The sequence below is a fragment of the Nostoc sp. DSM 114160 genome, assembly GCF_053470305.1.
Genome location: NZ_JBPFGO010000001.1, coordinates 33510 through 55881, shown reverse-complemented (window position 1 = coordinate 55881; position 22372 = coordinate 33510). Strand labels below are relative to the sequence as shown.

At 39.7% G+C, this 22372-nt stretch carries 20 protein-coding genes and 4 pseudogenes; 9 read left to right on the top strand and 15 right to left on the bottom strand.

The window, feature by feature from the left end:
* Positions 1–520: 520 nt before the first annotated feature.
* Both bchI and NSTCB13_RS00215 read left to right on the top strand, forming a co-directional pair.
* Positions 521–1646, top strand: a pseudogene (gene bchI, locus NSTCB13_RS00220) (magnesium chelatase ATPase subunit I).
* Between the two features lie 165 nt (positions 1647–1811).
* Complete coding sequence (locus NSTCB13_RS00215; protein WP_094348316.1) at positions 1812–2108, top strand: hypothetical protein; 297 nt, start codon at positions 1812–1814, stop codon at positions 2106–2108.
* 69 nt (positions 2109–2177) lie between these two features.
* Here the strand turns inward: NSTCB13_RS00215 and NSTCB13_RS00210 are convergent, their stop codons facing one another.
* Together NSTCB13_RS00210 and NSTCB13_RS00205 are read right to left on the bottom strand one after the other, a co-directional pair.
* Positions 2178–3272, bottom strand: a complete 1095-nt coding sequence (locus NSTCB13_RS00210; RefSeq protein WP_448270947.1) for a nucleotidyltransferase domain-containing protein — start codon at positions 3270–3272, stop codon at positions 2178–2180.
* A gap of 266 nt (positions 3273–3538) precedes the next feature.
* Positions 3539–3772 carry a Nif11-like leader peptide family natural product precursor gene (locus NSTCB13_RS00205; RefSeq protein ID WP_448268299.1) on the bottom strand — a complete coding sequence of 78 codons (234 nt, stop codon included), beginning with the start codon at positions 3770–3772 and terminating at the stop codon, positions 3539–3541.
* Positions 3773–4327: 555 nt separating this feature from the next.
* Between NSTCB13_RS00205 and rplU the strand changes: the two genes are divergently transcribed.
* The gene (gene rplU / locus NSTCB13_RS00200; protein WP_448270311.1) at positions 4328–4735 is read left to right on the top strand and encodes a 50S ribosomal protein L21; all 408 of its coding nucleotides are present in this window, start codon (positions 4328–4330) and stop codon (positions 4733–4735) included.
* A 29-nt stretch (positions 4736–4764) separates the two neighbouring features.
* The gene (rpmA, locus tag NSTCB13_RS00195) at positions 4765–5061 is read left to right on the top strand and encodes a 50S ribosomal protein L27 (protein WP_375480351.1); all 297 of its coding nucleotides are present in this window, start codon (positions 4765–4767) and stop codon (positions 5059–5061) included.
* Positions 5062–5389: 328 nt separating this feature from the next.
* Here rpmA and NSTCB13_RS00190 read toward each other — a convergent pair whose 3' ends face one another.
* The 4 genes and pseudogenes from NSTCB13_RS00190 to NSTCB13_RS00175 all read right to left on the bottom strand — a co-directional run bounded on the left by NSTCB13_RS00190 (position 5390) and on the right by NSTCB13_RS00175 (position 10135).
* Positions 5390–5560, bottom strand: coding sequence for a carbohydrate porin (locus tag NSTCB13_RS00190; RefSeq protein WP_448268298.1), 171 nt, complete (start codon positions 5558–5560; stop codon positions 5390–5392).
* Positions 5561–5655: 95 nt separating this feature from the next.
* Positions 5656–7392: a diflavin flavoprotein gene (locus NSTCB13_RS00185; RefSeq protein WP_445630120.1), complete on the bottom strand. Its 1737-nt coding sequence runs from the start codon at positions 7390–7392 to the stop codon at positions 5656–5658.
* Positions 7393–7677: 285 nt separating this feature from the next.
* Positions 7678–8191, bottom strand: a pseudogene (locus NSTCB13_RS00180) (phosphate-starvation-inducible PsiE family protein).
* Positions 8192–8404: 213 nt separating this feature from the next.
* Positions 8405–10135, bottom strand: coding sequence for a diflavin flavoprotein (locus NSTCB13_RS00175; protein ID WP_445630121.1), 1731 nt, complete (start codon positions 10133–10135; stop codon positions 8405–8407).
* A 219-nt stretch (positions 10136–10354) separates the two neighbouring features.
* On the opposite strand from NSTCB13_RS00175, the pseudogene NSTCB13_RS00170 reads away from it, so the two are divergent.
* Both NSTCB13_RS00170 and NSTCB13_RS00165 read left to right on the top strand, forming a co-directional pair.
* Positions 10355–11292, top strand: a pseudogene (locus NSTCB13_RS00170) (1-aminocyclopropane-1-carboxylate deaminase/D-cysteine desulfhydrase).
* Positions 11293–11400: 108 nt separating this feature from the next.
* Positions 11401–13182, top strand: a complete 1782-nt coding sequence (locus NSTCB13_RS00165; protein ID WP_448270945.1) for a GmrSD restriction endonuclease domain-containing protein — start codon at positions 11401–11403, stop codon at positions 13180–13182.
* A gap of 42 nt (positions 13183–13224) precedes the next feature.
* Here NSTCB13_RS00165 and NSTCB13_RS00160 read toward each other — a convergent pair whose 3' ends face one another.
* The 6 genes from NSTCB13_RS00160 to NSTCB13_RS00135 all read right to left on the bottom strand — a co-directional run bounded on the left by NSTCB13_RS00160 (position 13225) and on the right by NSTCB13_RS00135 (position 18433).
* Positions 13225–14382, bottom strand: a complete 1158-nt coding sequence (locus tag NSTCB13_RS00160; RefSeq protein ID WP_445630124.1) for a cysteine desulfurase family protein — start codon at positions 14380–14382, stop codon at positions 13225–13227.
* Positions 14383–14387: 5 nt separating this feature from the next.
* Positions 14388–15014 carry a restriction endonuclease subunit R gene (locus NSTCB13_RS00155; RefSeq protein WP_445630125.1) on the bottom strand — a complete coding sequence of 209 codons (627 nt, stop codon included), beginning with the start codon at positions 15012–15014 and terminating at the stop codon, positions 14388–14390.
* 171 nt (positions 15015–15185) lie between these two features.
* The gene (locus tag NSTCB13_RS00150; RefSeq protein WP_445630126.1) at positions 15186–15842 is read right to left on the bottom strand and encodes a type I restriction endonuclease; all 657 of its coding nucleotides are present in this window, start codon (positions 15840–15842) and stop codon (positions 15186–15188) included.
* A 52-nt stretch (positions 15843–15894) separates the two neighbouring features.
* Positions 15895–16374 carry a thioredoxin-dependent thiol peroxidase gene (gene bcp / locus NSTCB13_RS00145; protein WP_445630127.1) on the bottom strand — a complete coding sequence of 160 codons (480 nt, stop codon included), beginning with the start codon at positions 16372–16374 and terminating at the stop codon, positions 15895–15897.
* A 208-nt stretch (positions 16375–16582) separates the two neighbouring features.
* On the bottom strand, positions 16583–17179 hold the full coding sequence (locus tag NSTCB13_RS00140) for a WD40 repeat domain-containing protein (RefSeq protein WP_448273093.1): 597 nt from the start codon (positions 17177–17179) through the stop codon (positions 16583–16585).
* Complete coding sequence (locus NSTCB13_RS00135) at positions 17180–18433, bottom strand: protein kinase domain-containing protein (RefSeq protein WP_448270943.1); 1254 nt, start codon at positions 18431–18433, stop codon at positions 17180–17182. It lies immediately after the preceding gene.
* 232 nt (positions 18434–18665) lie between these two features.
* On the opposite strand from NSTCB13_RS00135, the gene NSTCB13_RS00130 reads away from it, so the two are divergent.
* The 3 genes from NSTCB13_RS00130 (at position 18666) to NSTCB13_RS00120 (ending at position 21314) form a co-directional block, all read left to right on the top strand.
* Complete coding sequence (locus NSTCB13_RS00130; RefSeq protein WP_445630129.1) at positions 18666–19607, top strand: FAD-binding domain-containing protein; 942 nt, start codon at positions 18666–18668, stop codon at positions 19605–19607.
* Positions 19608–19655: 48 nt separating this feature from the next.
* The gene (locus tag NSTCB13_RS00125) at positions 19656–20084 is read left to right on the top strand and encodes a hypothetical protein (RefSeq protein WP_445630130.1); all 429 of its coding nucleotides are present in this window, start codon (positions 19656–19658) and stop codon (positions 20082–20084) included.
* A gap of 909 nt (positions 20085–20993) precedes the next feature.
* Positions 20994–21314 carry a hypothetical protein gene (locus tag NSTCB13_RS00120; RefSeq protein WP_322673634.1) on the top strand — a complete coding sequence of 107 codons (321 nt, stop codon included), beginning with the start codon at positions 20994–20996 and terminating at the stop codon, positions 21312–21314.
* Positions 21315–21357: 43 nt separating this feature from the next.
* Here NSTCB13_RS00120 and NSTCB13_RS00115 read toward each other — a convergent pair whose 3' ends face one another.
* The 3 genes and pseudogenes from NSTCB13_RS00115 to NSTCB13_RS00105 all read right to left on the bottom strand — a co-directional run bounded on the left by NSTCB13_RS00115 (position 21358) and on the right by NSTCB13_RS00105 (position 22367).
* Entirely contained in the window at positions 21358–21702 is a 345-nt protein-coding gene (locus tag NSTCB13_RS00115; RefSeq protein ID WP_445630131.1) for a DUF2103 domain-containing protein, read from the bottom strand.
* Between the two features lie 5 nt (positions 21703–21707).
* Positions 21708–22035: pseudogene (gene clpS, locus NSTCB13_RS00110) on the bottom strand (ATP-dependent Clp protease adapter ClpS).
* A gap of 146 nt (positions 22036–22181) precedes the next feature.
* Positions 22182–22367 (bottom strand): hypothetical protein, encoded by a 186-nt coding sequence (locus NSTCB13_RS00105; RefSeq protein ID WP_448270940.1) that lies wholly within the window; start codon positions 22365–22367, stop codon positions 22182–22184.
* Positions 22368–22372: the final 5 nt, after the last annotated feature.

Here is a 22372-nt window from a genome sequence, read left to right as displayed (position 1 = left end):
TTAGTACAGAATTGATGAGTTGGTAGTTGTTCGTTCTCTACTTATGGAACTTTTGCACCAAAAAACTAAAACAGACAAATTAAGATAGTAGACGCAGCTAATAAGTATTTGTGCCCAATAGATATTGATATTGGGAATGGGGCATTGGGAAAAGACAAGGAAGACAAGGAAGAGGGGGGAGACAAGGAAGAAACTGGTTCAATAATTCTCCCTTGTCCCCCTTGTCCCCCTTGTCCCCCTTGTCCCCCTCATCTCCCCCTGCTCCCCTGCTCCTTTCAAGGGCAGGCTTTTAGGCTTTCGATAAATAGTTGAGAATGTTCTCAATTATTGAACGTAGTTTTAAGTTCTCAGACAATGGTTTTGGTTTTAAAATTCCAAAAATTTGTCTAATCAAAAAAACCTGCCCCAGAAAGCTCCCCTGCTCCCCTGCTCCCCCTACTCCCGATCTTCACATTCCCCTATGCCCTACCTGTGTCACAATAAAGAACTGTAATAAGAAAAATATTGTTAAGGTAATTTAGTGAGTCCAACTGCTCAATCCACGGCAAGTGCGCGTCGCGTAGTATTTCCTTTTACGGCAATTGTGGGCCAGGAAGAAATGAAACTGGCGCTGCTATTGAACGTGATTGACCCCAAAATTGGGGGTGTAATGATTATGGGCGATCGCGGCACCGGGAAATCCACAACTATCCGGGCGCTGGCGGATCTGCTACCAGAAATTTCTGTGGTTGCTAATGACCCCCTTCAGTAGCGATCCTAGCGACCCCGACTTGATGAGCGATGAAGTCCGCCAACTGTTAGAACAAGGGGCGGAAATTCCCGTAGTTCACAAAAAAGTCCAAATGGTAGACCTGCCGCTAGGAGCTACAGAAGACCGAGTTTGTGGCACAATCGACATCGAGAAAGCTTTATCTGAAGGTGTCAAAGCTTTTGAACCGGGACTTCTGGCAAAGGCTAACCGGGGCATTCTCTATGTGGATGAAGTCAACTTACTAGATGACCACCTTGTAGACGTGTTACTCGACTCTGCTGCTAGTGGATGGAATACTGTAGAACGAGAAGGTATTTCTATCCGTCACCCAGCGCGTTTCGTGCTTGTGGGTTCTGGAAACCCAGAAGAAGGCGAACTACGCCCCCAATTACTCGATCGCTTTGGGATGCACGCAGAAATTCACACAGTCAAAGAACCAGCTTTGCGGGTGCAAATCGTAGAACAACGGGCGGATTTCGATCAAAACCCGCCAGTATTTCTCGAAAACTATAAAGCCCAGCAAGAAGCATTACAACAGCAAATTGTCAATGCTCAACAGCTTTTGCCAGAAGTGAAAATTGACTACGATCTGCGGGTGAAAATTTCTGAAGTCTGTTCAGAACTAGATGTAGATGGTTTGCGGGGTGACATTGTTAGTAACCGCGCTGCCAAAGCCTTAACAGCTTATGAAGGACGCACTGAAGTTACAGTTGATGATATCCATCGTGTAATTACGCTATGCTTGCGTCACAGACTACGGAAAGACCCTTTAGAATCGATTGATTCTGGTTACAAAGTTGCCAAAGTTTTTAGCCGCGTCTTTGGCGTCGAACTACCAGAAAGTGATACTGCACAAAAGAACGGCACAGGTCAAAAATTAGGAGCTAGGGGTTAAAAGTTAGGAGCGGAGCCGGAAACGCTCCGCCTCCGGTGAAGAATTAATAGTTAAGAGTTTTGAATGGAAAGCTGCTTCATATCTCACAACTTTAATTCCTCAATCAGCACTGACTATATATAACTCCTAACTCTTAACTCCTAACTCTTAACTTAGTACTGAAATATGAGATTTTGGTCTTTTTGGTTCAACAGCTTTGTTTTATCTAGCCAATACAACCCGCCCAGGTTTGTAGAATTATTGATGCTCTTATTAGCGATCGCAATGCTGGCAATAGCCAGTATTTTACCTGACATACCCTATTTAATCTTAGGCTTGAGCTTAGTAGTTGGGGCATCTATTTCCATCTTAGTGCGGGAAGCGATCGCCCCCTCACCCCAAACACGAATTACCCAACTAACAGCATCTCTATTACTCATCATCAGCCTCTATGGTTTTGCTGATTTAATGTACACTCTTTAAAATTTGTCATTAGTCATTTGTCCTTTATCCTTTGTTCCTAATCAATAACCAATGAGCAATGACCAATGACTAATGACTCCATTTTTGCATTTCCACCAATTCCATACATAACTCATTAATTTGCTCCAAATCAGGTTTATGAGGTAGAGCAGATTGTTCGCAAACAACTTCCATTTCGGCGACCAAATCTTCTGCTATTTTCATCACCTGTTCATAAGAATACTCACCTTTTAAAATAGCTTTTAAATCTTCAACATCACCAGCTATTTTCCTATCTACAATCACTTCACCTCGCCGCAATATTTCTACTCCACTGCGTAACAATCTAATGCAGTGCATTCCATGTTTGAGGTCAAAACCCGACTTTCTTTCCATTTCTGCTCTAGCCGGATTTCTATTCTCCTGCCAAGATAAGTAAGCCTTCCATTCTCTTAATGCTATTTGATAGCTTTGACTTTTCTGAAGCAGACGGATAAAATCTTTACGGCTATTGGTTAACTTTTGGGTATATTCCAAAGTTTCATCAGGTAAAGCATATTGTTTTAATACTCCTTTAAAATCAATATCTGCTGTCAGCAATTGATATAATTGTTCTGCTTCTTCTAAAAACTCAATTCGTCCTCTGATTAAGTTATAAAGATACTCCAGAAAAGCATTTAGCTCATCTTTGCTCAGAGGTGCTTCGTCTTCTATAGCGAAGTCAGATGGTATCGGTTTTTTTTGCGGTGGCTTTAACAACCACTTCCGATGAGTTTCCATCTTTTTGATTTGGGCAAAGGCATAACCAGTGTAAGTATGTTTTACCTTTTTACTCAAAAATAACTGTTTACGATCTATTAAATGCTGTCCAACTGCGCTTAAAAAAGGATAGTTATTCAACCAAAGCAATTCTAAAACATTGGGATTTGCACCTGCTAATAACTGGAGGATTTTTCTTAATTCATATATAACTGTGTCTTTGTTACCATCAACGAATGGAAATATTCCTGGTTCATCCCAACCAGTATCTTTTTGTTCTATCCGATCGAATCCCAAATAGTACCTTTTGGGTGCGATAAATACTCCCCGATAATCAAAGTCGGAATCAGGACGATTTAAACCATAGCCGTGGCTACCAGCCAAACCAATTAAAATAGTTCTTTGCTCAACTTCTATTCTTTTCATATCACCTGATTAAAATATAGTCATCCTAACTCATGAATTAAGCAGGTGGCGAGATAGAGAGTAGAGAAAAGGTTTTTAACTCTCTTCAGATATTACATAGATACTGTCACAGCATAAATAAGATCCCCGACTTCTCTAGGAAATCAGGGATTTGAGCATTGTGTTTAACAGGAATACCCCTAAAGGAGATGATGCAACAGTATCCCCTTAAGGAGCAAAACTTGTCAATCATTTGTTTCTAGACTTTCGGTTTCCTAAAACAGGAATTATCTAGGATAAATGTGGCGTCTATTCCCCCATCCTGGATTGACAATGGCAGCTAAATCTTCTTCAGATAATTTGCTGATTTCACTATCCAGTTCTTTAGCGGTGAAATCATAGCCACGCTCTTGAGCAATTTTGATGAAGGCTTCTGGATCGGCTGTTGCTTTGAGTCTTTCCTGTAACGCTTGATCTTGTTTTACAGCTTGAAAAAGTCGGGCAGCATTTTGCTGTGTCATAACAATCAATCTCCTGTTTGAAATATCAGGTTTGAATGTGATAGTTTAACTCTTGAGGATTCACTAACTTTTGTAAAGAATTTATAAATGAGATTCCTTGTATTTCATCTTAAAACAAAGAAAAAAAATGTGTTGATTTTGATAAAAAAATATAACTTTCAAACTAATATTAACGTTAATTTTTTTAAAATCAGCCCTAAGATAGTAGCAATTTTTATCTATCAACAATGAATTCTGATTTCTTGTAAATAGAATTTACATTCGTGCGGGTGAGCGATGCTCATAACGACTATTGGCTAATTTCTCCCCACTCTTGGAAAATGAGCGATCGCACAGAGTAATTAACTGATTTTTCATCTTCAGGCTGACCAAATAGCAATGCCAAACGCAAAAAATCCTATTACAGCTTGACCTGACGCCTATTAATAAAATACAATGTTAGATTGTCTGTCTAATTCCTGCTCGGATCAGGTAGACATATTACAAAGGCTGGCAAAAGCATCTCTACAAGAGATAAAAACCAGCTACCTGTACGGCAACCTCAAGGACAATTCCATGACCTACGCGATTATTGAAACTGGCGGCAAACAAATACGAGTAGAGCCAGGGCGGTTTTACGACATTGAACTGCTGGCGGTCGAACCAGATGAAAAAGTTACAATAGATTCCGTATTACTCGTGCAGCACGATGGCGAAGTCACCATTGGACAGCCATTAGTAACAGGTGCGACTGTAGAAGGGACTGTACTGCGACATTACAGAGGTCGTAAAGTCCTGGTATACAAAATGAAGCCGAAAAAGAAAACCCGCAAAAAACGGGGGCATCGTCAGGAAATTACCAGACTTATGATTGATTCTATCACCCTCAACGGTGCAGTGTTTGCTGCCCAAGGAGAAGCAGAAAAGGAAACCCCCGTTCTAGATAACACTGCTGCTGAAGAAGTTGAAACCGCTGCTGAATAATAAAAGAAGTAGATACACAAGAGGAAATCATGGCTCATAAGAAAGGAACAGGTAGTACACGCAACGGTCGTGACTCTAATGCCCAACGTCTGGGTGTCAAACGTTATGGCGGTCAAGTTGTACGCGCAGGAAACATTCTCGTGCGTCAACGCGGCACCAAATTCCACCCTGGTAACAACGTCGGTATTGGCAGCGATGACACTTTGTTTGCCTTAATCGACGGTGTTGTAACCTTTGAGAGAAAGGGCAAAACCCGTAAAAAAGTTAGTGTTTATTTACCTACAACTGCTGCTGAGGCAGCTCCTGCTGAAGCAGTAGCAAGTTAGAGTATTAGGGTAGGCATCCTGCCGTTGGTGCCAAGTTAAGAGACCTCTTGCAAAAATATATTTTTGCACTCTTAGAGAAAAGGTTAAAGGGGAAGGGAAAATTCTATTTCTTTCCCCTTTCCCCCTTCCCCCTCCCCCCTCTTTCTGGGGCAGGTTTTTTTGATTAGACAAATTTTTGGGATTTTAAAACCAAAACCATTGTCTGAGAACTTAAAACTACGTTCAATAATTGAGAACATTCTCAACTATTTATCGAAAGCCTAAAAGCCTGCCCTTGAAAGCCCTCCCCCCTTCCCCTTTACCCCGCTTTAGTCACGAAAGCGAACTACTAGAAAGTAAAAGTTGTGCGAAGTGCGCCTACAATTGCTGTGTTATTAGCACTAAAGCCTTCCGGGCTAAAGATGAAATATACACCAGGGGTAATGGAGATATTGTCATTAACCCGATAGTTATAAAACAAACGTTGATAAATAACAAATGCCAAGATGTTGGGGTGCATGTTAAAGGTTACTGGATTTGGGAAAATTCCATACCTTTACCCTTTAACCCTTCCCCTTTTCCCCACAATGCCAAGAAGTCTAGTGAACAGTCAGATTAATAATAGCTGCCAGATTTACGATACTCTAAAGCAGTAACACCATCATTTTCCAACACTTCACCGCGATCGATGACGGCATAAATTAACCATCGATCGCCACATTCCAGCTGATTTTGCACTGTACATTCTAAATAGGCTAATGCCTCATTCAGAATCAAACAACCGTTAAGAGCAGTTTTTGTGTCAAGATTTGCAAAAGGATTATCCCCTAAAGTGCTGTGACGAGAAAAATAGCGGCGGACATTTCTTCCTTCTTTAAGGATATTCAGCACAAATTTATCGCCAGGATGATGCATTAACTCTGCATTTTGCTCGTTAGCGATCGCAATCATAATTCCTGGCGGGTTAAAAGTTGCCTGAGATACCCAAGAAGTTAAAACCCCTTTGTGAGTTTCTTCATCACGAGTTGTCACAACACACAGAGAACCAACGATCCGCCCCACCGCTTGTTCGGTACGATCTACATGGGTTTCTGTCACAATATGGCGGGAAGTCCGCAGTTTTTTAGTTTTCTTCAAGTTTTGGGCAAAAAAAGCACCAGCTTCTTGACATTGCTGAAGAATTTCAGGAGTCGGACTGAAACGCACCCGAATTGTTTCAAATCCTAGTTGATAATTAGCATCTTTGAGCTTGCTTTCGATTAAATCTATTGCCTCGCCACTCCAGCCATAAGAACCAAACACCCCTGCCAACTTAGTTTTAGCTGCCACCGAGAGGACTATTCCTAAAGCAGTTTGAATTTGAGTCGGTGCATGGCCGCCTAAAGTGGGTGAGCCAATAATCAAGCCATCGCAACTTTCTACAATGCGGTTAATCTCCGCAGAATCGGCTAGTTCGCAGTTGATTGATTCTACATTAACTCCATTTTGGATCAAACCTTGAGCGATCGCATTCGCCAGAATTGCTGTATTTCCATAAGCAGAAGCATAAAGTAAAGCGACACTCAATTCTTGAGATTTTTGTCCTTGACACCATTGACGGTAATCATAAGTAAAACGACTCAGGCTGTAACGAACAACTGGCCCGTGTGCTGGGGCATAACATCTGGCTCCCAAAACCGATATTTTATCTAAGGCTACTTCGACTTGTTTTGCTTGGGGGGCATGGAGACATTCAAAATAGTAACGACGTTCCGCATCTAAACCCTTCCAATCTTCATCAAACAAAGTATCTTCGCAAATATGAGCGCCGAAAAGTTTATCTGTGTAGAGTATTTTTGTCGCGGCATCGTAGGTACAAAGTCCATCCGCCCACCGAGGAGTTGGTACAGTAATAAATGATAGAAGATGTCCTTGTCCTAAATTTAGAGTATCTTGCGATCGCATCGCTTGAATAGGTGATTCCAATTCGGGAAAGGCAGTTCTAAGAGCATTGGCGGCGGGACGAGAACAAATGAGAGTGGCTTGAGGAACCAGAGAGAGTAATACTTGCAAGGTTGCTCTGCGGTTCGGATTGACATGACTCAGAACAATGTAATCGAGGGAGATGAAATCTAGATGTTGTGCTAGTTGCTCAAGGTAAATTTCGGTAAAAGATTCGCCGGGAGGGTCAATTAAAGCCTTTTTATCAGCTTGAATCAGATAAGAATTCGCTGTAGTTCCCCGTTGGCGGGAATATTCAACCTCAAATTTTAATCTGTCCCAAGTCCGCGACCGTAAAATCAGAGTATTTTTACCAATTTCAGCAACTTGTACATCTCTGCTATGGTTGGGCATTAATGTGGCAGCAGACATAATAACCTCTGTTAATAATGGGGAATTGGGCACTTGTACTGAGCGTATCGCTAAGGGACTTCCAACTAAAAAAATATCCGATCTTGGTGTAGGCAGGGGGAGAAAGAAAAATACGATCTGAGTAAATTGGATAATTTATTTTCTGGAAGTCGCTAAAGCCAAAGCTCCGCTAACGCACAGCGTCTCGTAGAGAAATATTAGGCATTGGGCATTGGACATGGCAGAAGATTATCTTCTCTACAGACACGATTAATCGCATCTCTACCCACTCCCTACTGCCTATTTTTAATGACCATTGTTTTGTATTAATTCGGACTTTGCTCGGCTTCTATAGCGTTTAGAGACTTCTTGTTCCGGGGTCAATACCTTCAAAAGTAGGGGGTAGCCAAACTCGGAGAAATAGTAGTACTCCCAGGACTAATAAAAAAGCACAAGTTGCTAAAACTTGACTCCAACTTGTTTCTAGAACACCTTTAACAATGACTTCCCGCAAGGCGGAAACGATGGAAACTTCAACAGCTACTCCAATAGATACTCGATGTTCTTGCAGATAAATAATCAGCAATCGGAACAGCTCAACTAAGATAAGTAAAAAGAGAATATCGGCAGTAACAGCATGAAAATCTAAAGGTGGAAGTAACGAGAGAAACATATCTCTCACCTGAAGCACCATGAAGCTAAATAAACCGATACACAAAGAAATTACAATTACATCTTGGATAAATTCCAAGCTTCGGACAACGCGCCCACGATTGATTTCGTACATGGTAATCGGGGTGTTTTCAACAGATTTATACATAGTTTTTTGGGAGACGCGATGAATCGCGTCTGTACAAGAGTGGGTAGAGACGCGATTCATCGCGTCTGTGGTGAGCAGGGGAGCAGAGGAGCAGGGGAGCAGGGGGAAGAATAATAAATTACCTCTTTCCCCTGTGCTTCTTCTCAATGGCAAATGACAAATACTTCGACTACGCTCAGTACAAGTGACAAATGACAAATGACCAATGACAATTTAATAATGATTGCCAATTTTGCGGTGATGCGCAGCAGTAAGTGCATGTAAGTTGGCAACTCTTCCAGTTTGGACTGTGCTATAAATTACCCAATGATCTCCACAATCCATGCGGCTAGTAATTTCACATTCCATGTAAGCTAGAGCTTCAGCTAAAACGGGCGATTCATTTTTAGCTGGATATGTTTTCACTCCCGCAAATCTATCTGCACCAGGAGCAAAACGCTTGAGGAAATGTTTCATTAATCCTTGATATTTGCCTTCTTCTAAAACATTTAAAACAAAGCGATCGCCAACGTGCATCAAGGATTCAATTGCCCGATCTTTGGATACTGCGATCGCAACTCCCAATGGCTCAAGACTGGCTTGTGTCACCCACGAAGCCAACATCGCACTCTGAATTTCTCCTTTTTTGGCGGTGATAATGTACAATCCTGTGCTAATCCGCCCTAGAGCTTTTTCTAGCTCGGTATTGATAGATTTGATTTGTTTTATGGTGCGATCGCGGGTTAACCATTGACCCATATCTGTCCCCGCTTCATCACAAAGTTGTTCCGTTGCTTGGGTAGGAATTTCCTTAACTAAAATAGGTGGAAAAGCTTCAGTTAATCCCAATTCTTGAAACTTATTGCGTAACGGGTAAATTGGTTCATCTTCTCCACCTCCCGACTCTAATAAACCAATTGCCTGTTTCTTGTGAACAGCAGCTAAAATAGTGCTTAATGCAGCTTGAACGATTACTGAAGATTGAGGTGGCATTGCAATTACTAAACCAGAAGATTGTGCCACTAATTCTCGAACTTCTTGAGGCTCGGCACTATTGAGAGGAACTAATTCTATCGCCGCGCCTGTTTTCACGCATCCATGTGCAATGTTACGGACTAAATGTTCGCTATGCCCATAATCTTCAACATAAAATAGAGCTACTAAAGTCTCTGTTTTTGCTTGTTCTAAACTCCAGTTTTGATATCGTCCCAGCCATTCGGAGATATAGTTTTGTAATAAAGGGCCATGTCCTGTAGCAACAGTTGCTATTTCTAACTTTTCAATCCGCTTTAGAGCTGCCAAGACAGACCGGGCATTAGGCCCCATGAGACAATCATAGTAATATTTAAAATCTTCCTCAAGTAAGGTGATATTTTCATCATAAGTGTGGTCATCACAGTAATGCATCCCAAACACATCACAGGTGTAGAGAGTGCTAGTTTCGTGGTCATAAGTAAAGATTGTATCAGGCCAGTGTAAGTTAGGTGCAGAGATAAATTCTAATTCGTGTCCGTTGCCTAAATCTAAGCGCTCTCCACTTTTCACCTGTATTGATTTAAAAGGCTGGTGAACCATATTTTCTAAAAATTGAATAGCTACCTTTGCACCAACAACAGTAATGGAAGGAGCTAATTCCAAAATATCTTTCACTAAGCCACTGTGGTCTGGTTCTGTATGGCTAATAATCAAGTAATCTATCTTAGTTGGATCGATTAATCCCGTCACTACCTCAAGATATAATTGCTCAAACTTGCGGTGAGATGTGTCAACTAAGGCAACTTTTTCTCCTTGAATTAAGAAAGAATTATAGGTTGTACCATTTCGTAAACCAAACTCGATATCAAAACGTTCTCTATCCCAGTCAAGACAACGTATAGCAGTCGTTTCAGGAGCAATTTCAACAGTTTCAATCGTCAAACGTCCAGGATTGGAAATAACTTGAGTAAGCTGTGTGAGTGCAACCATTTCTTTTCTCCAAAAGAATATTATCTGGAGCGAGTGTTATGTTTCTTATATTTACCTGAAACACTCAATTAGTAAAATGCCAATTTCTAAAGCTAATCATTAGAAAGATTTATTCATCATTTAGCTTGACTTACCATTGAATTACTCAATGTTTATCATTACTTTTATATTCGATAATGAACGTGAGAAAATGCAAATTCTAAGTTAGAATCTTGACAGATGTCGTTAACCTTTATTACTCCTCCTCTACAACAAATCAACAGCGAAATCGCTCGCCAAGCTGGTGTTGAACTATATGTACTGCGCCTGGATCTTATGCACCCGTGGGTTAACGGCAATAAATGGTTTAAGCTGAAATACAATCTTTTGGAAGCCAAGGAGAAAAATTTCACAACGCTGCTAACCTTTGGCGGCGCTTATTCTAATCACATCTATGCAACTGCGGCAGCTGGTAATCTTTTCGGTTTTCGTACCATCGGCGTAATTCGTGGAGAGGAGAGGCTACCATTAAACCTGACGCTGAGTTTTGCTGTCCCCAACAAGGTATGCAGCTTGTGTATCTGAACCGCGAAATGTATCGACAGCGCAACACACCAGCGTTAGAGGAATATCTGCGACAAAGTTTCGGCGAGGTATTTATCATTCCCGAAGGTGGGAGTAATTTAAATGGTGTGCGCGGCTGTACAGAGATAATTGATCCTGCCGCATTTAATCATATATGCGTAGCCTGCGGTACAGGCACCACGCTAGCGGGGATTGCGCTTTCGTTGCATGAAAGACAAAGAGCGATCGCTTTTCCCGTATTGAAGAATGGCGCATTTCTTGCACAAGAAATCGAAAGTTTGTTGACAAATTACCTCGCCTCTGATTTACCCTCGCCATATAGTTCTCCCGCTTCTTGGGAATTAATATGTGATTACCACTTTGGCGGCTATGCAAAGGTGAACGACGAGTTACTACTGTTCAGTCAACAGTTTACACAGGAACATGGCGTACCTCTCGATTACGTATATACCGCCAAAATGTTTTACGGAGTAATGGATTTACTACAGCAGGGATTTTTTTGTAGAGGCGACTCCTTGTTGCTGGTACACACAGGCGGCTTACAGGGCAATGTGGGTATGGAAGAAAAGTTGCAGAGGTTTTCTAAAATCTGAGTTGCCACTTAATTAAATATCAGTTACCTTTGTATGGAATTTTACTGAAACAAATGAAATTCACACATCAATCTTGATATTTACTCAACGTTAGGTAAGGTTAATTCAATGTTTACATCTACTGAACGCATAAAGCCGGATGCTCAGAGTATTGTTCTCTATTTGGAAAGTCTTTTATCACATAAGTATCAAATTCCAACCTTTCAACGAGATGTTGTCTGGGAAAAAGAGAATGTTAAAAAACTTTGGGATAGTATTTATAAGTTTTATCCTTTAGGAAGTATTCTAATTTGGAAAACTAATACAAAGCTAGAAAGTCATAGAGAAATAGGTGGCATAAAATTTGCTGATAATTTTTACTCTAATGAGTACCAATACATTTTAGATGGACAACAAAGAACAACTTCTCTTTTAACATCAATCTATGGGTGTAAGATTGCTAATAACGAAAATTTTGATCCAACACTATATATAGATTTAACTATTGAACTTACTGATGCAACTGATGATACAAGCTATGCAAAAAGATTCTTATTTTGGGACGAAATCGATGATAAAGATGGTCAACTAAGAGCAAATATTGGGAGAAAAAAACGTTATCAAGATAAACTGATTGTAAGTTTAATAGATATTATAAAAAACTATAGAGAAATAGAAAAACATCTTTATACAAGTGTTAATGGAGAATACGATCATCCTTACATACAACAATTGAGGAGAATTCAGGAGGTTTTTGCTAATTACAAAATTTCCTTTATTGAGTTAAGAGGTATTGAAGTTGCAGAAGTGTGTCAAATATTTGAGCGGATTAATCAAGCGGGTAAACCCTTGGATATCTTTGATATTGTGGTTGCTAAGACCTTTCGTTCTGAAAATCAGACAAATAATATCTCTGGATTTTATCTGCGTGAATTATTTGATAAATTTAAACAAACTATTTCTAGCAGTCAATATGCCAATATTGATAATTGGACATTGCTCCAAATACTAGCTGTAGTGGTAAAACTTGAATTTCCCGAAGCTGGGATACAAAATATTACTGATATGTATCTTAATAAGCTAAAAACAGAACATATTGAAGCTGTATGGTCTAATTTTAAAATAGCCGTTGCAAAAACTTTTGATTGTTTTGATAATATTTTACATATTAAAGGTGGAAGATTAATCCCTTACCGATATTTTTACCTGACTATTACAGCATACTTTTATCGAAATGAGAAACCAGATTATAGTTTTTTAAATAAGTATTTTTGGTATTATAGTTTTCATAATGCAGATTTACTAACAAACACTACTCACCTCTGGGAACATATATACTTTATTAATCAACAAAAGGTTAATAGTACTTACTCATTCAATCAATTTGATATTGATAAAAATTCACTGAGAAAATCTTTCTACAGTTATAGAGGTCGCTTATCGAGAGCAATACTATCATTTTATGCAAACCACAAGCCGCAAGATTGGGCAAAACCTCATAGAGATGTTTTGTCTAATGTTTATTATTTGCTAACAGATAAGCCTAACTTACACCATATATTTCCAGTTAACTTTATTAAACAAAGTGGTATTGCTAGTCAAATAGAATGTGACAGCTTGATGAATATTGCCTATTTGTCTCAAATCACTAATTTGAAAATTAGCGATAAAAATCCATTAGATTATCTCAAAGAATATGACGAGCCTGATTTAGAAACAGTGCTACGTTCTCATCTGATACCAACGATGATTCTTGAATGGTCAAGAGCCGATGCACTTCCAGAAAACGCCCTAAGTATTTTTATTGAAGAAAGGGTAAACCTCTTATTAGAGGCTTTGAGGCTGAAGTTAGAAGGGATTGAATTTCATGTTTTTGATATGGGGAATCGCACAGATAATATCTCTTCTTAAATATACAATTGTCCAAAAAAGAGGCTCTGCTGGCTTTCATGCTTACCGTTTATTTTGTAAACTTTGAATGGTAGCGATCGCATGTTTCGCTACAATATCAATCTCCTCTTCTGTATTAAACCTGCCAATGCCAAACCTGATCGAGGCATAAGCTAGCTGTTGGGGGTGTCCCAAGGCTGTGAGAACATGGGAAGGAGCAGTATTTGCTGACGAACAAGCTGAACCAGAAGAAACTGCCATTACTGGCTGCAATCCTAGCAAAAGCGCGGCTCCATCCACTTTCTCAACACTGATACTCAAGTTTCCCGCCAATCGCTGTTGAAGATTTCCGTTGAAATGAATTCCTTCGACTTGCGATAGCTGTTCCCATAATCTTTGTCTTAATTGGGTGAGACGTTGGGTTTCTGTTGCTTGTTCAGCCAAAGCGATTTCTACAGCTTTGCCAAAGCCGACAATTTGCGGTGTATACAATGTACCAGAACGCATCCCCCGCTCATGTCCGCCGCCGTGCTGCTGGGGAGCCAGTTTTACTCTGGGGTTGCGTCTGCGGACGTACAGCGCTCCAATACCTTTGGGGCCATATACTTTATGTGCTGTTAGCGACATCAAATCAATTTTCATCGCTTGCACATCCAAGGGAATTTTACCAATAGCTTGGGCAGCATCGGAGTGAAAAATGATATCGTGTTCATGGCACATTTCCCCAATTTCTGCCAAAGGCTGTAACACGCCAATTTCGTTATTTGCAGCCATCACCGAGACTAAAATCGTTTCAGGACGGAAAGCTTTTTTTAACTCAGTTAAATCAATCAATCCATCTTTTTGGACAGGGAGAATAGTAATTTCAAAACCGAGACTTTTTAAATAATTACAAGGATCGATTACTGCACTATGTTCAGTGGCAACAGTAATAATATGCTGACCTTTTTTAAAATAAGTTTCAGCAACACCTTTTATCGCTAAATTATTGGCTTCTGTTGCACCACTCGTAAACACAATTTCTTCTGGTGTGGCGTTGATTGCTGCTGCTAAAATTTCTCGCGTTTGTTTGACAGCAGCTTCTGCTTCCCAACCATAAACATGACCGATACTTGCTGGGTTGCCAAATTTTTCTGTGAAGTAGGGAAGCATTGCTGCTAGTACTCGTTCATCTACAGGTGTAGTAGCGTGAGAATCAAGGTATATAGGACGAATATACATAATTATTAACTCAAACTTTGACTCAAATTTTTTAATACACTTAGAACTTGATACAGTTCATTTTTTCTCCTCAACAGCGTAAATTCATCAGACAATGCATACTTTGGTATATTTTGTTGAGTCAGTTTTATAAAAATGAAATGACTACCATTTGTTACTAATCCAAAAGTAGGTTTATCTTGATTAGGATTAGCCAACATATAAACAAGTGCTTGAGGTACGGCTTCTAAAAGAGAAAAGCTAGACCTTTTAGATTCAATTACTAATAACCAGAATTGTTCTTGAATAACTAAAACATCAATTCTACCTCTAATTATTTCTCCTTCATCTTCTGCGGAAATTTCGATTGATTCCTCACCTCTCATATAAAAAGGCTCATCATAAAATCCAGCTAAATTGAGTAAAGGAGATAAAACTACTAATTTAACCGTTTCTTCTGACAAAGGAGGACGCTTGACTAAACGGAGAAAATGAAGTTTTATTTTGTCTAAATCTTGCTTTTCTAAATCTGTAATTTCTGGTAAATTTTCAAACCATTCTGTGAAAAATGCCTCATCTTCCGCTAGCTGTAGGCTAAATCTTTCTTCCAAGTAGGCAAGCCCGACATTTTGTGCTTGGATAAATTGAACCATAATTCATTTTAAAGGTGCAATATAACTATTATGACATTATTACAGTATTAACCTAATGGTTCCAGATAGTTTTGAGAGTTTGTAGTAAGCATTTTAGTGCTTAGTAAATAAGAACTTGCTTATATATCAATTTAAATTTGACATACGACTATATATAAAAAGCAAAGATAATTAATTTAAAACTTGACCTATTTTTTTTAATATATTCAAAATTTTATATAATTCATTCTCACGTCTATATAAAGTGAATCTATCAGATAAAGCATACATTAGTTTATCTTGTTTTATTAGCTTAATAAATTGGAAATCTTCTCCATTCATTACTAAGGAATATGCAGGATGCTCAGGCTGAGGATTTGCCAGCATATAAGTTAGTGCTTGTGGAATTGCTTTTGCCAAGGAAAAACTAGACATTTTAGATTCAATTATCAGTAACCATAGTCGATCTTGGAGAACTAAGACATCAATTTTTCCTTTAATAATTTCTTTAGTATCTTCGGTAGTTACTTCATTATCAATGATAAAAGTTTCACTAATTTCTACACTTTCTTCAGTAGCAATATAAAAAGGAGGACGATAAAAACCAGCTAAATCTAATAATGGAGATAATACTACCAATTTTACTGCTTCTTCTAAAAGAGGAGCATTTTCAAGTACGTTAAGATAGTTATTTTTAACTCTGTCTAAATATTGCTTCTCTAATTCGGGAATTTCCGGGATATAGTCAAACCACTCTGTAAAAAATTGCTCATCTTCAGATTTATAGAGAGCAAATTTTTTCTTTAAGTACGCAAGAGTAACATTTTGGGCTTGGATGACTTGAATCATGTTTGTTTCTGACTTTAATTATCACCCTAGCAGTTTCTAGCATCCGATCGCGTTACGTGACTGCTAATTCCCGTAATTTAGTTAAAACTGCTTGAGCATGACCTTTGGTTTTGACGTTGGGCCAAGTATAGACAATAATTCTATCAGGTGAAATTAAAAAGGTTGACCGAGCAACACCCATATATTCTTTACCCATAAATTTTTTCAATCGCCAAGCGCCGTAGGCTTCGATTAAAAGATGTTCTGGGTCGCTTAAAAGGGCGATCGCCAAGTTATGTTTGCTGATAAATTTACAATGGGATTTACCCAAATCTGGACTTACACCTAAAATTTTCGCTCCTAGTGCGCTGAAGTCTTGATACAACTCGCTGAAATCTTTCGCTTCAGTGGTACAACCGGGTGTGTCATCTTTGGGGTAGAAGTAGAGGACAACCCACTGACTGCTGAGGTCGTCAAGAGTGACTAAATTGCCATTTTGGTCAGGAGTGGAGAAATTTGGTGCTGGTTGTCCGACTTGGGGAATGTTGCTCATGATGAAGGTGTGAGAAATTGTGTAGGCGTAGGCCGCCCTTAGATATCGCTTTAGAATTGTACATAGATTGAGCGATCGCATTTTATTCATCAGTAGCGATCGCTTTAGAATTTTACATAGATTGAACGAGTAATATGATCTACTTATGTGATGAATTTATCGGCAGTGTTCAGATTGGCGTGAATAGGTCTGTGTTCTTAGTTTGAAGTTATTGTATTTGCCACACTTTGATTGTAGAGTCTTGACTACCGCTAACTAGGGTTTGTCCGTCTGGGCTAAATACCAAAGATGTAACAGCATCTGAATGCCCAGTGAGAGTATAAATTTCTTCACCAGTGCTTAAATTCCAAAGTTTAATCTTTTCGTCACTACTGCCACTAGCCAAGGTCTGTCCATCTTGACTTATTGCTACAGAATGGACAGCACCTAAATGCCCACGCAGAGTATAAATTTCTTCTTTTGAGTTCATATTCCATACCTTAATAGTTTTGTCTTTGCTGCCACTAATCACAGTATTTCCATCTGGACTAATTACTACAGAATTGATATCAGCTAAATGCCCAGTTAGAGTACAAATTGACCATATCTTGATACTTTTGTCTTCACTGCCGCTAACAAGGGTTTTCCCATCTGGACTAATTGCTATAGTTAATACTGGACGTGAATGTATGTTAAGAGTGCGAACTAGCTCGTTATTATTTAGATTCCATATTTTGATATCACTACTGCCACTGAACAAGGTTTGGCCATCCGGACTAATAACTAGAGCAAAAACTTGGTACGAATGTTCAGTAAAAGTATGAATTTATTCGCCTGTAGTTATATTCCATGCTTGTATTAGCCCTTTGGTACTACCACTAAATAAAGTATGTCCATCTGGACTAATTATCAGACATTTAACTATGTCTGGATCTAGAGTGATTGTAAAAATTTCTTCTTTGCTCTTAAGGTTCCATACTTTAATTTTCATGTCATTACCTGCACTAATTAAAGTCTGTCCATCTGGACTAATGGCTATTGAATTAATCCAGCTAGAGTGACCAGAGTACCAACTTCCAAGAGTGTATTCTAGAGAAATTATTGGGTTATTGACTGTAAATATTTGGCTATACGACTTCGACTGATATAATTTGGGAGAATATAAACTCTCAGAAATTTCTGCTAACTTTTGTAAAATTACCTGAGTATTGGCTGGGCGCTTGTTAAATGGACGTGCCATTAGTTTATCTATCAAATCTGCTAGCAATGCAGAAATTTTAGGGGCTTTCTGTCGCCAATCCTCTAACTCATCTGTGTATATATCATGGTTATATTGATCGCACAGGTCAAAAGGATGTATTCCTGTTATAAGGTGGACAAAAGTACGGCCTAAGGCAAAGAAATCTGACTGCTGAATGGCACTTCCAGTAGCTTGCTCTAAAGGCGAGTAACCATCACTAACTACTCTTGTGCCCTGTCCAGCCATTTTTTTTTGTTCGTATGTTTCGCTGATTCCCCTTGCGATACCAAAGTCGATTAACGCCAATTGTCCATTCGGCTTAAGCATTATGTTAGACGGCTTAATATCTCGATGAATCAGCTGCTGTTGATGTACTTCATGCAATGTATTTACCAGTTGGATTAACCAATCAACTGCTAGCTTTTCACTAATGGGGCGATTGCCTCTTTTTTCTAGCCACTCATGTAAATTCTCTCCCTCAATTTTCTCCATTACTAAGCAATGCACTAACTGTTGATTATTTATAGGAGAAAATGTGAAGTATTCTTCTCCTTGTGGAATGCCTGGATGATTAAGCTTACTTAAAACTTCAGCTTCTCGCTGGAATTGTTCTACAGCCTTAGCATCATTTTTCTTCTCTTCTTTAAGGACTTTTAAAACTTTGGGGATACCACTGCGATCTCGAATTTCATAAATGTCACCGTAGCCGCCTTTATCACTCAGTAAACGGGTTACGCGATATCGCCCTTCTAGTAGTAATTCAGAACCACAGCTTTGACAACGCAGTAGATTATCAGGGTTGTCAGTATTTTGGCAGTTAGGATTGATGCACAGGCTCATCGTCTTGAAAAGTGACAGATTTATCTGATATTTTAGCTTTACTTACTGATAAGCTGGAGAAAATCGGCATCAAAGCGATGCTTGCAGCAAGCTATACCTACGCACCCATTTATATTTGCTTCTGAAAAAACTCTTTCATAAGGTTGAGAGCGATCGCTTGTATTTATTCGCGATAATAATGACTTAGCCTACAAGTATTTTTATTTATTTATTCTTACACTTCAAAGTTCACATGCCTAAAGATATGCAACGCGAATTTACCAACCGCGATGAGTTGGTAGCCTACCTCCGCGAACAATTCCCAGGCGCAGCCGAACGCGATCGCCACATCAGCGAAACTGTGGGGGGACGCAAAGCGGCAGAAACAGCGCTACAAAAAATTGACCCCGTTCGCTACGCCCAAACACGTAATTTCTTCGCAGGTGCAGTCACGCGTCTTTCGCCTTACATCCGCTATGGGGTTTTGAGTTTGCGAGAAATTCGAGATTATGTTCTCAACCAAGTACAACAACAAGAGGATGCTACGAAACTAATTAACGAATTAGGTTGGCGCGATTACTGGCAACGGTTGTATATAAAGTTGGGGGATGAAATCTGGAAAGACCAGGAAGAGTACAAAACTGGTTATACTATGGGCGAATATGCATCCGAATTGCCGCAAGATATCAGAGAAGGAACTACAGGCAGAGTTTGCATTGACAGTTTCAGTCGTGATTTGAGAGAAACTGGCTATTTACATAACCATGCCCGAATGTGGCTAGCGGCTTATATTGTCCATTGGCGGCGTATTCGTTGGCAAGCTGGAGCCAAATGGTTTCTCGAACACCTTTTAGATGGCGATCCTGCTAGCAATAATATGTCATGGCAGTGGGTTGCTAGCACTTTTAGTCAGAAACCGTATTTTTTCAACCGTGAAAACTTAGAACGCTACACCAAAGGCATTTATTGCCAGAAATGTCCCCTTTATGGTCATTGTGATTTTGAAGGCAGTTATGAAGAATTAGAACAGCGACTTTTTCCCAAAGGCGAATTTAGCAAACAACCTAATAGCCAAAGTTGGCAGCGTGGAAAGAAAGGAAAGGGGAGCAGGGGGAGTAGGGGAGGACAAGGAGGACAAGGGGGACAAGGGGGACAAGGGGGACAAGGGGGACAAGGGGGACAAGGAAGAGAATAATAACTCTTGACAAATGCCAAATGACAAATGACAAATGACCAATGACAAATGACTAAACCAATTGTTTGGGTACATGGAGATTGCCTCAGTCCAAATAATCCCACATTGCAAAAATACCCTGATGCCCCAGCTATCTGGGTTTGGGACGAGGCTTTGATAGAGGAATGGCAATTGAGTCTTAAACGTCTGACTTTTATCTACGAATGTTTGCTAGAGTTACCTGTTGTTATTCGCCGTGGCGATGTGGCACAAGAAATTTTAGCTTTTGCTCAAGAACATGATGCTAATTTAGTTGTCACAGCCAATAGTCCCAGTCCCCGATTTGATGATATTTGTAATCAAATGGAGCGTTCTATAGCAGTGGAAGTGTTAGAGGTAGAACCATTTTTTAGCTATGACGGCTATATTGACTTGAAACGGTTCTCGCGCTATTGGAAAGTGGCGCAAAATTATGTTTATCAAAAGCCCTTACCCTAAATCTCTTTTATATAGCGGTTTTCAATTGCGTGAAATACAGACCTAACCCCCAGCCCCTTCCCTGCTAGCGTTGGGGAGTAAGCCTCAAAGCCTCTCTCCTTTTACGCGACTACGGTGTATACACAAGTCAAAAAAAGTTTGATTTTCCATTGTTTTCTCGTTTATCTCGTTCCCATGCTCTGCATGGGAATGCTCCTCGTTGAGGCTCTGCCTCTAATCTAGCATTGAGTCAGAGACTCAATGAATGCATTCCCAGTCGGAGACTGGGAACGAGGAAATGTTGTGCCCTCCCCTTTATAAGCGATGCCCTGAGCTTGTCGAAGGGGGGAGGGTTAGGGTGGGGTAAAACCAAGATTTATCAACTACTTGAGACTTGTGTATACACGGTAGCCTTAATCACTGGAGTATAGCCCAATTTGGGAGAAGGGTTGGGGGATGAGGGCAGTTAATCTTACCTAAAAGATTTTGATTTTTTAAGTAAGATTAACTCATAAGTTAATTACAACAATTGCTGCAATCATTTAAACCTTTCTTATACATGACAGAACAATTGTTGCAAAGTATTAAGCCTTTCCAGCACTTGCTTATATATTTCTGGGAAAGACTTAAACCTTTCTTATACATGAAAGAACAATTGTTGCAAAGTATTAAGCCTTTCCAGCAAATGCTTATATGTTTTTTGGAAATACTTAAACCTTTCTTATACATGAAAGAACAATTGTTGCAAATGCTTCAATTTTGGCAACTAGTCTTGTCTTGCAGGTTAATGGAGTTACGAGTGCTGAGTTGCAAGTGAGATTTTTCAGTCAGCAGTTTTTATTCTATTGAGGTTTGTAAATAATTTGTATATCTGCAAGGAATATTCCTTTAGACTGAGTTTCAACTGAAAAAATGTGGGAATAAACACAAATGCATTCGTTAAATATATTTTGTCACGAATCTGTAGTTGCTGTTTCCTTTGTCGCTTGCATTATTGGACTGTTGTTACTGTGGGATGGTAAGCAGCAAACAAATGAGATGGAAGAAACAGAGCGAATTCTGTTTAGAATGAGCTTTAGTTACTGGCTAGTTTACTGTGTAGCTTTTGGCATCGAAAAAATAGTTTTACCTGGCTGGGAATCTGTAGTCATGACTTTGAAAATAACTACAGCTTTGTCATATTTCTTAACTTTTTCTTGTATTGTTAGTCTGCCGCTACATAAATTTGCAGTACATCGGGTTGAGGAATAGTTATTGGGTATGGGCCAAACAAGGCATGGGGCATTGAGTATGATTAACATTTCATCGCGATCGCTAATGCAGCTTCTAGTTGATCTTGGGACAAAGTTGTTAAAATAAACACCTCTTGTACCGTTTTCCCCTGCCGCGCAATGACTTTATAGCCGCCGCGAATCGGTACTGAGACGCGTAGTTGCATTTTTGGACTGTGACCTTTCGATCGTCCAATCACACCCGGCGTCACAGTTTGGATACCATCCTGCTGACAAAGACGTTCTAAAATGGGGATAAGACCAGAAAGGTGTGTTGAGTGATTCCAAACCAGTCTGGCGGCTTTTTGTGTTCGCGTAGCGTCTCGTAGAGAAGCCGTGCGGAGGGGATCTACGGAGGGTTTGCCCATAATAATTAAGCTGCTTCTAGAGGTGCCATTGTCAAACCTGCTCGGCGCAGCTGCTGGTGATAGAGTTCCGCAGGTTCTTGGGGCCCGACCCCAGACGATCGCTTGACCTTCATAGTGTACCTGATTAGTCAGATCCCACGCGCGATCGCCAGTCATTCCCGGAATATATTTCATCAAACATTCAGACACATGTTGGAATGTATTAAAATCATCGTTTAATACAATCACTTTGTAATTTGGATAAGTCTTACGGATAACTTGATTAGACCGTTCAGGAGCTATAGTTGGTGCTGTGGACATCCCGTAAACATCTGCTGAAAGTGTCATAACTATAAAACAATTGGTCAAGATAATTTTACAAAACTACATTACAAGTAATTAGTTTAGTTCATTGTTTAGTAGTCTGTTGTCATTTGTCCTTTGTCATTTGTCCGTTGTCATTTGTCCGTTGTCATTTGTCGTTTGTCATTTGTCTTTAATCAATGACCAATGATATCGTATCCGGCTAAAGACTTATCATTTATACCGCAGTTCTTACTGGGGGAAGAGGCTTTTGGGATTTTTGCACAGATTCGGTAATAAGTGATTAACCGGACTTGATATGACCAATGACCAATGCCCAATGCCCAATGCCCAATGCCCAATGCCCAATCCCCAGTCCCCAATCCCC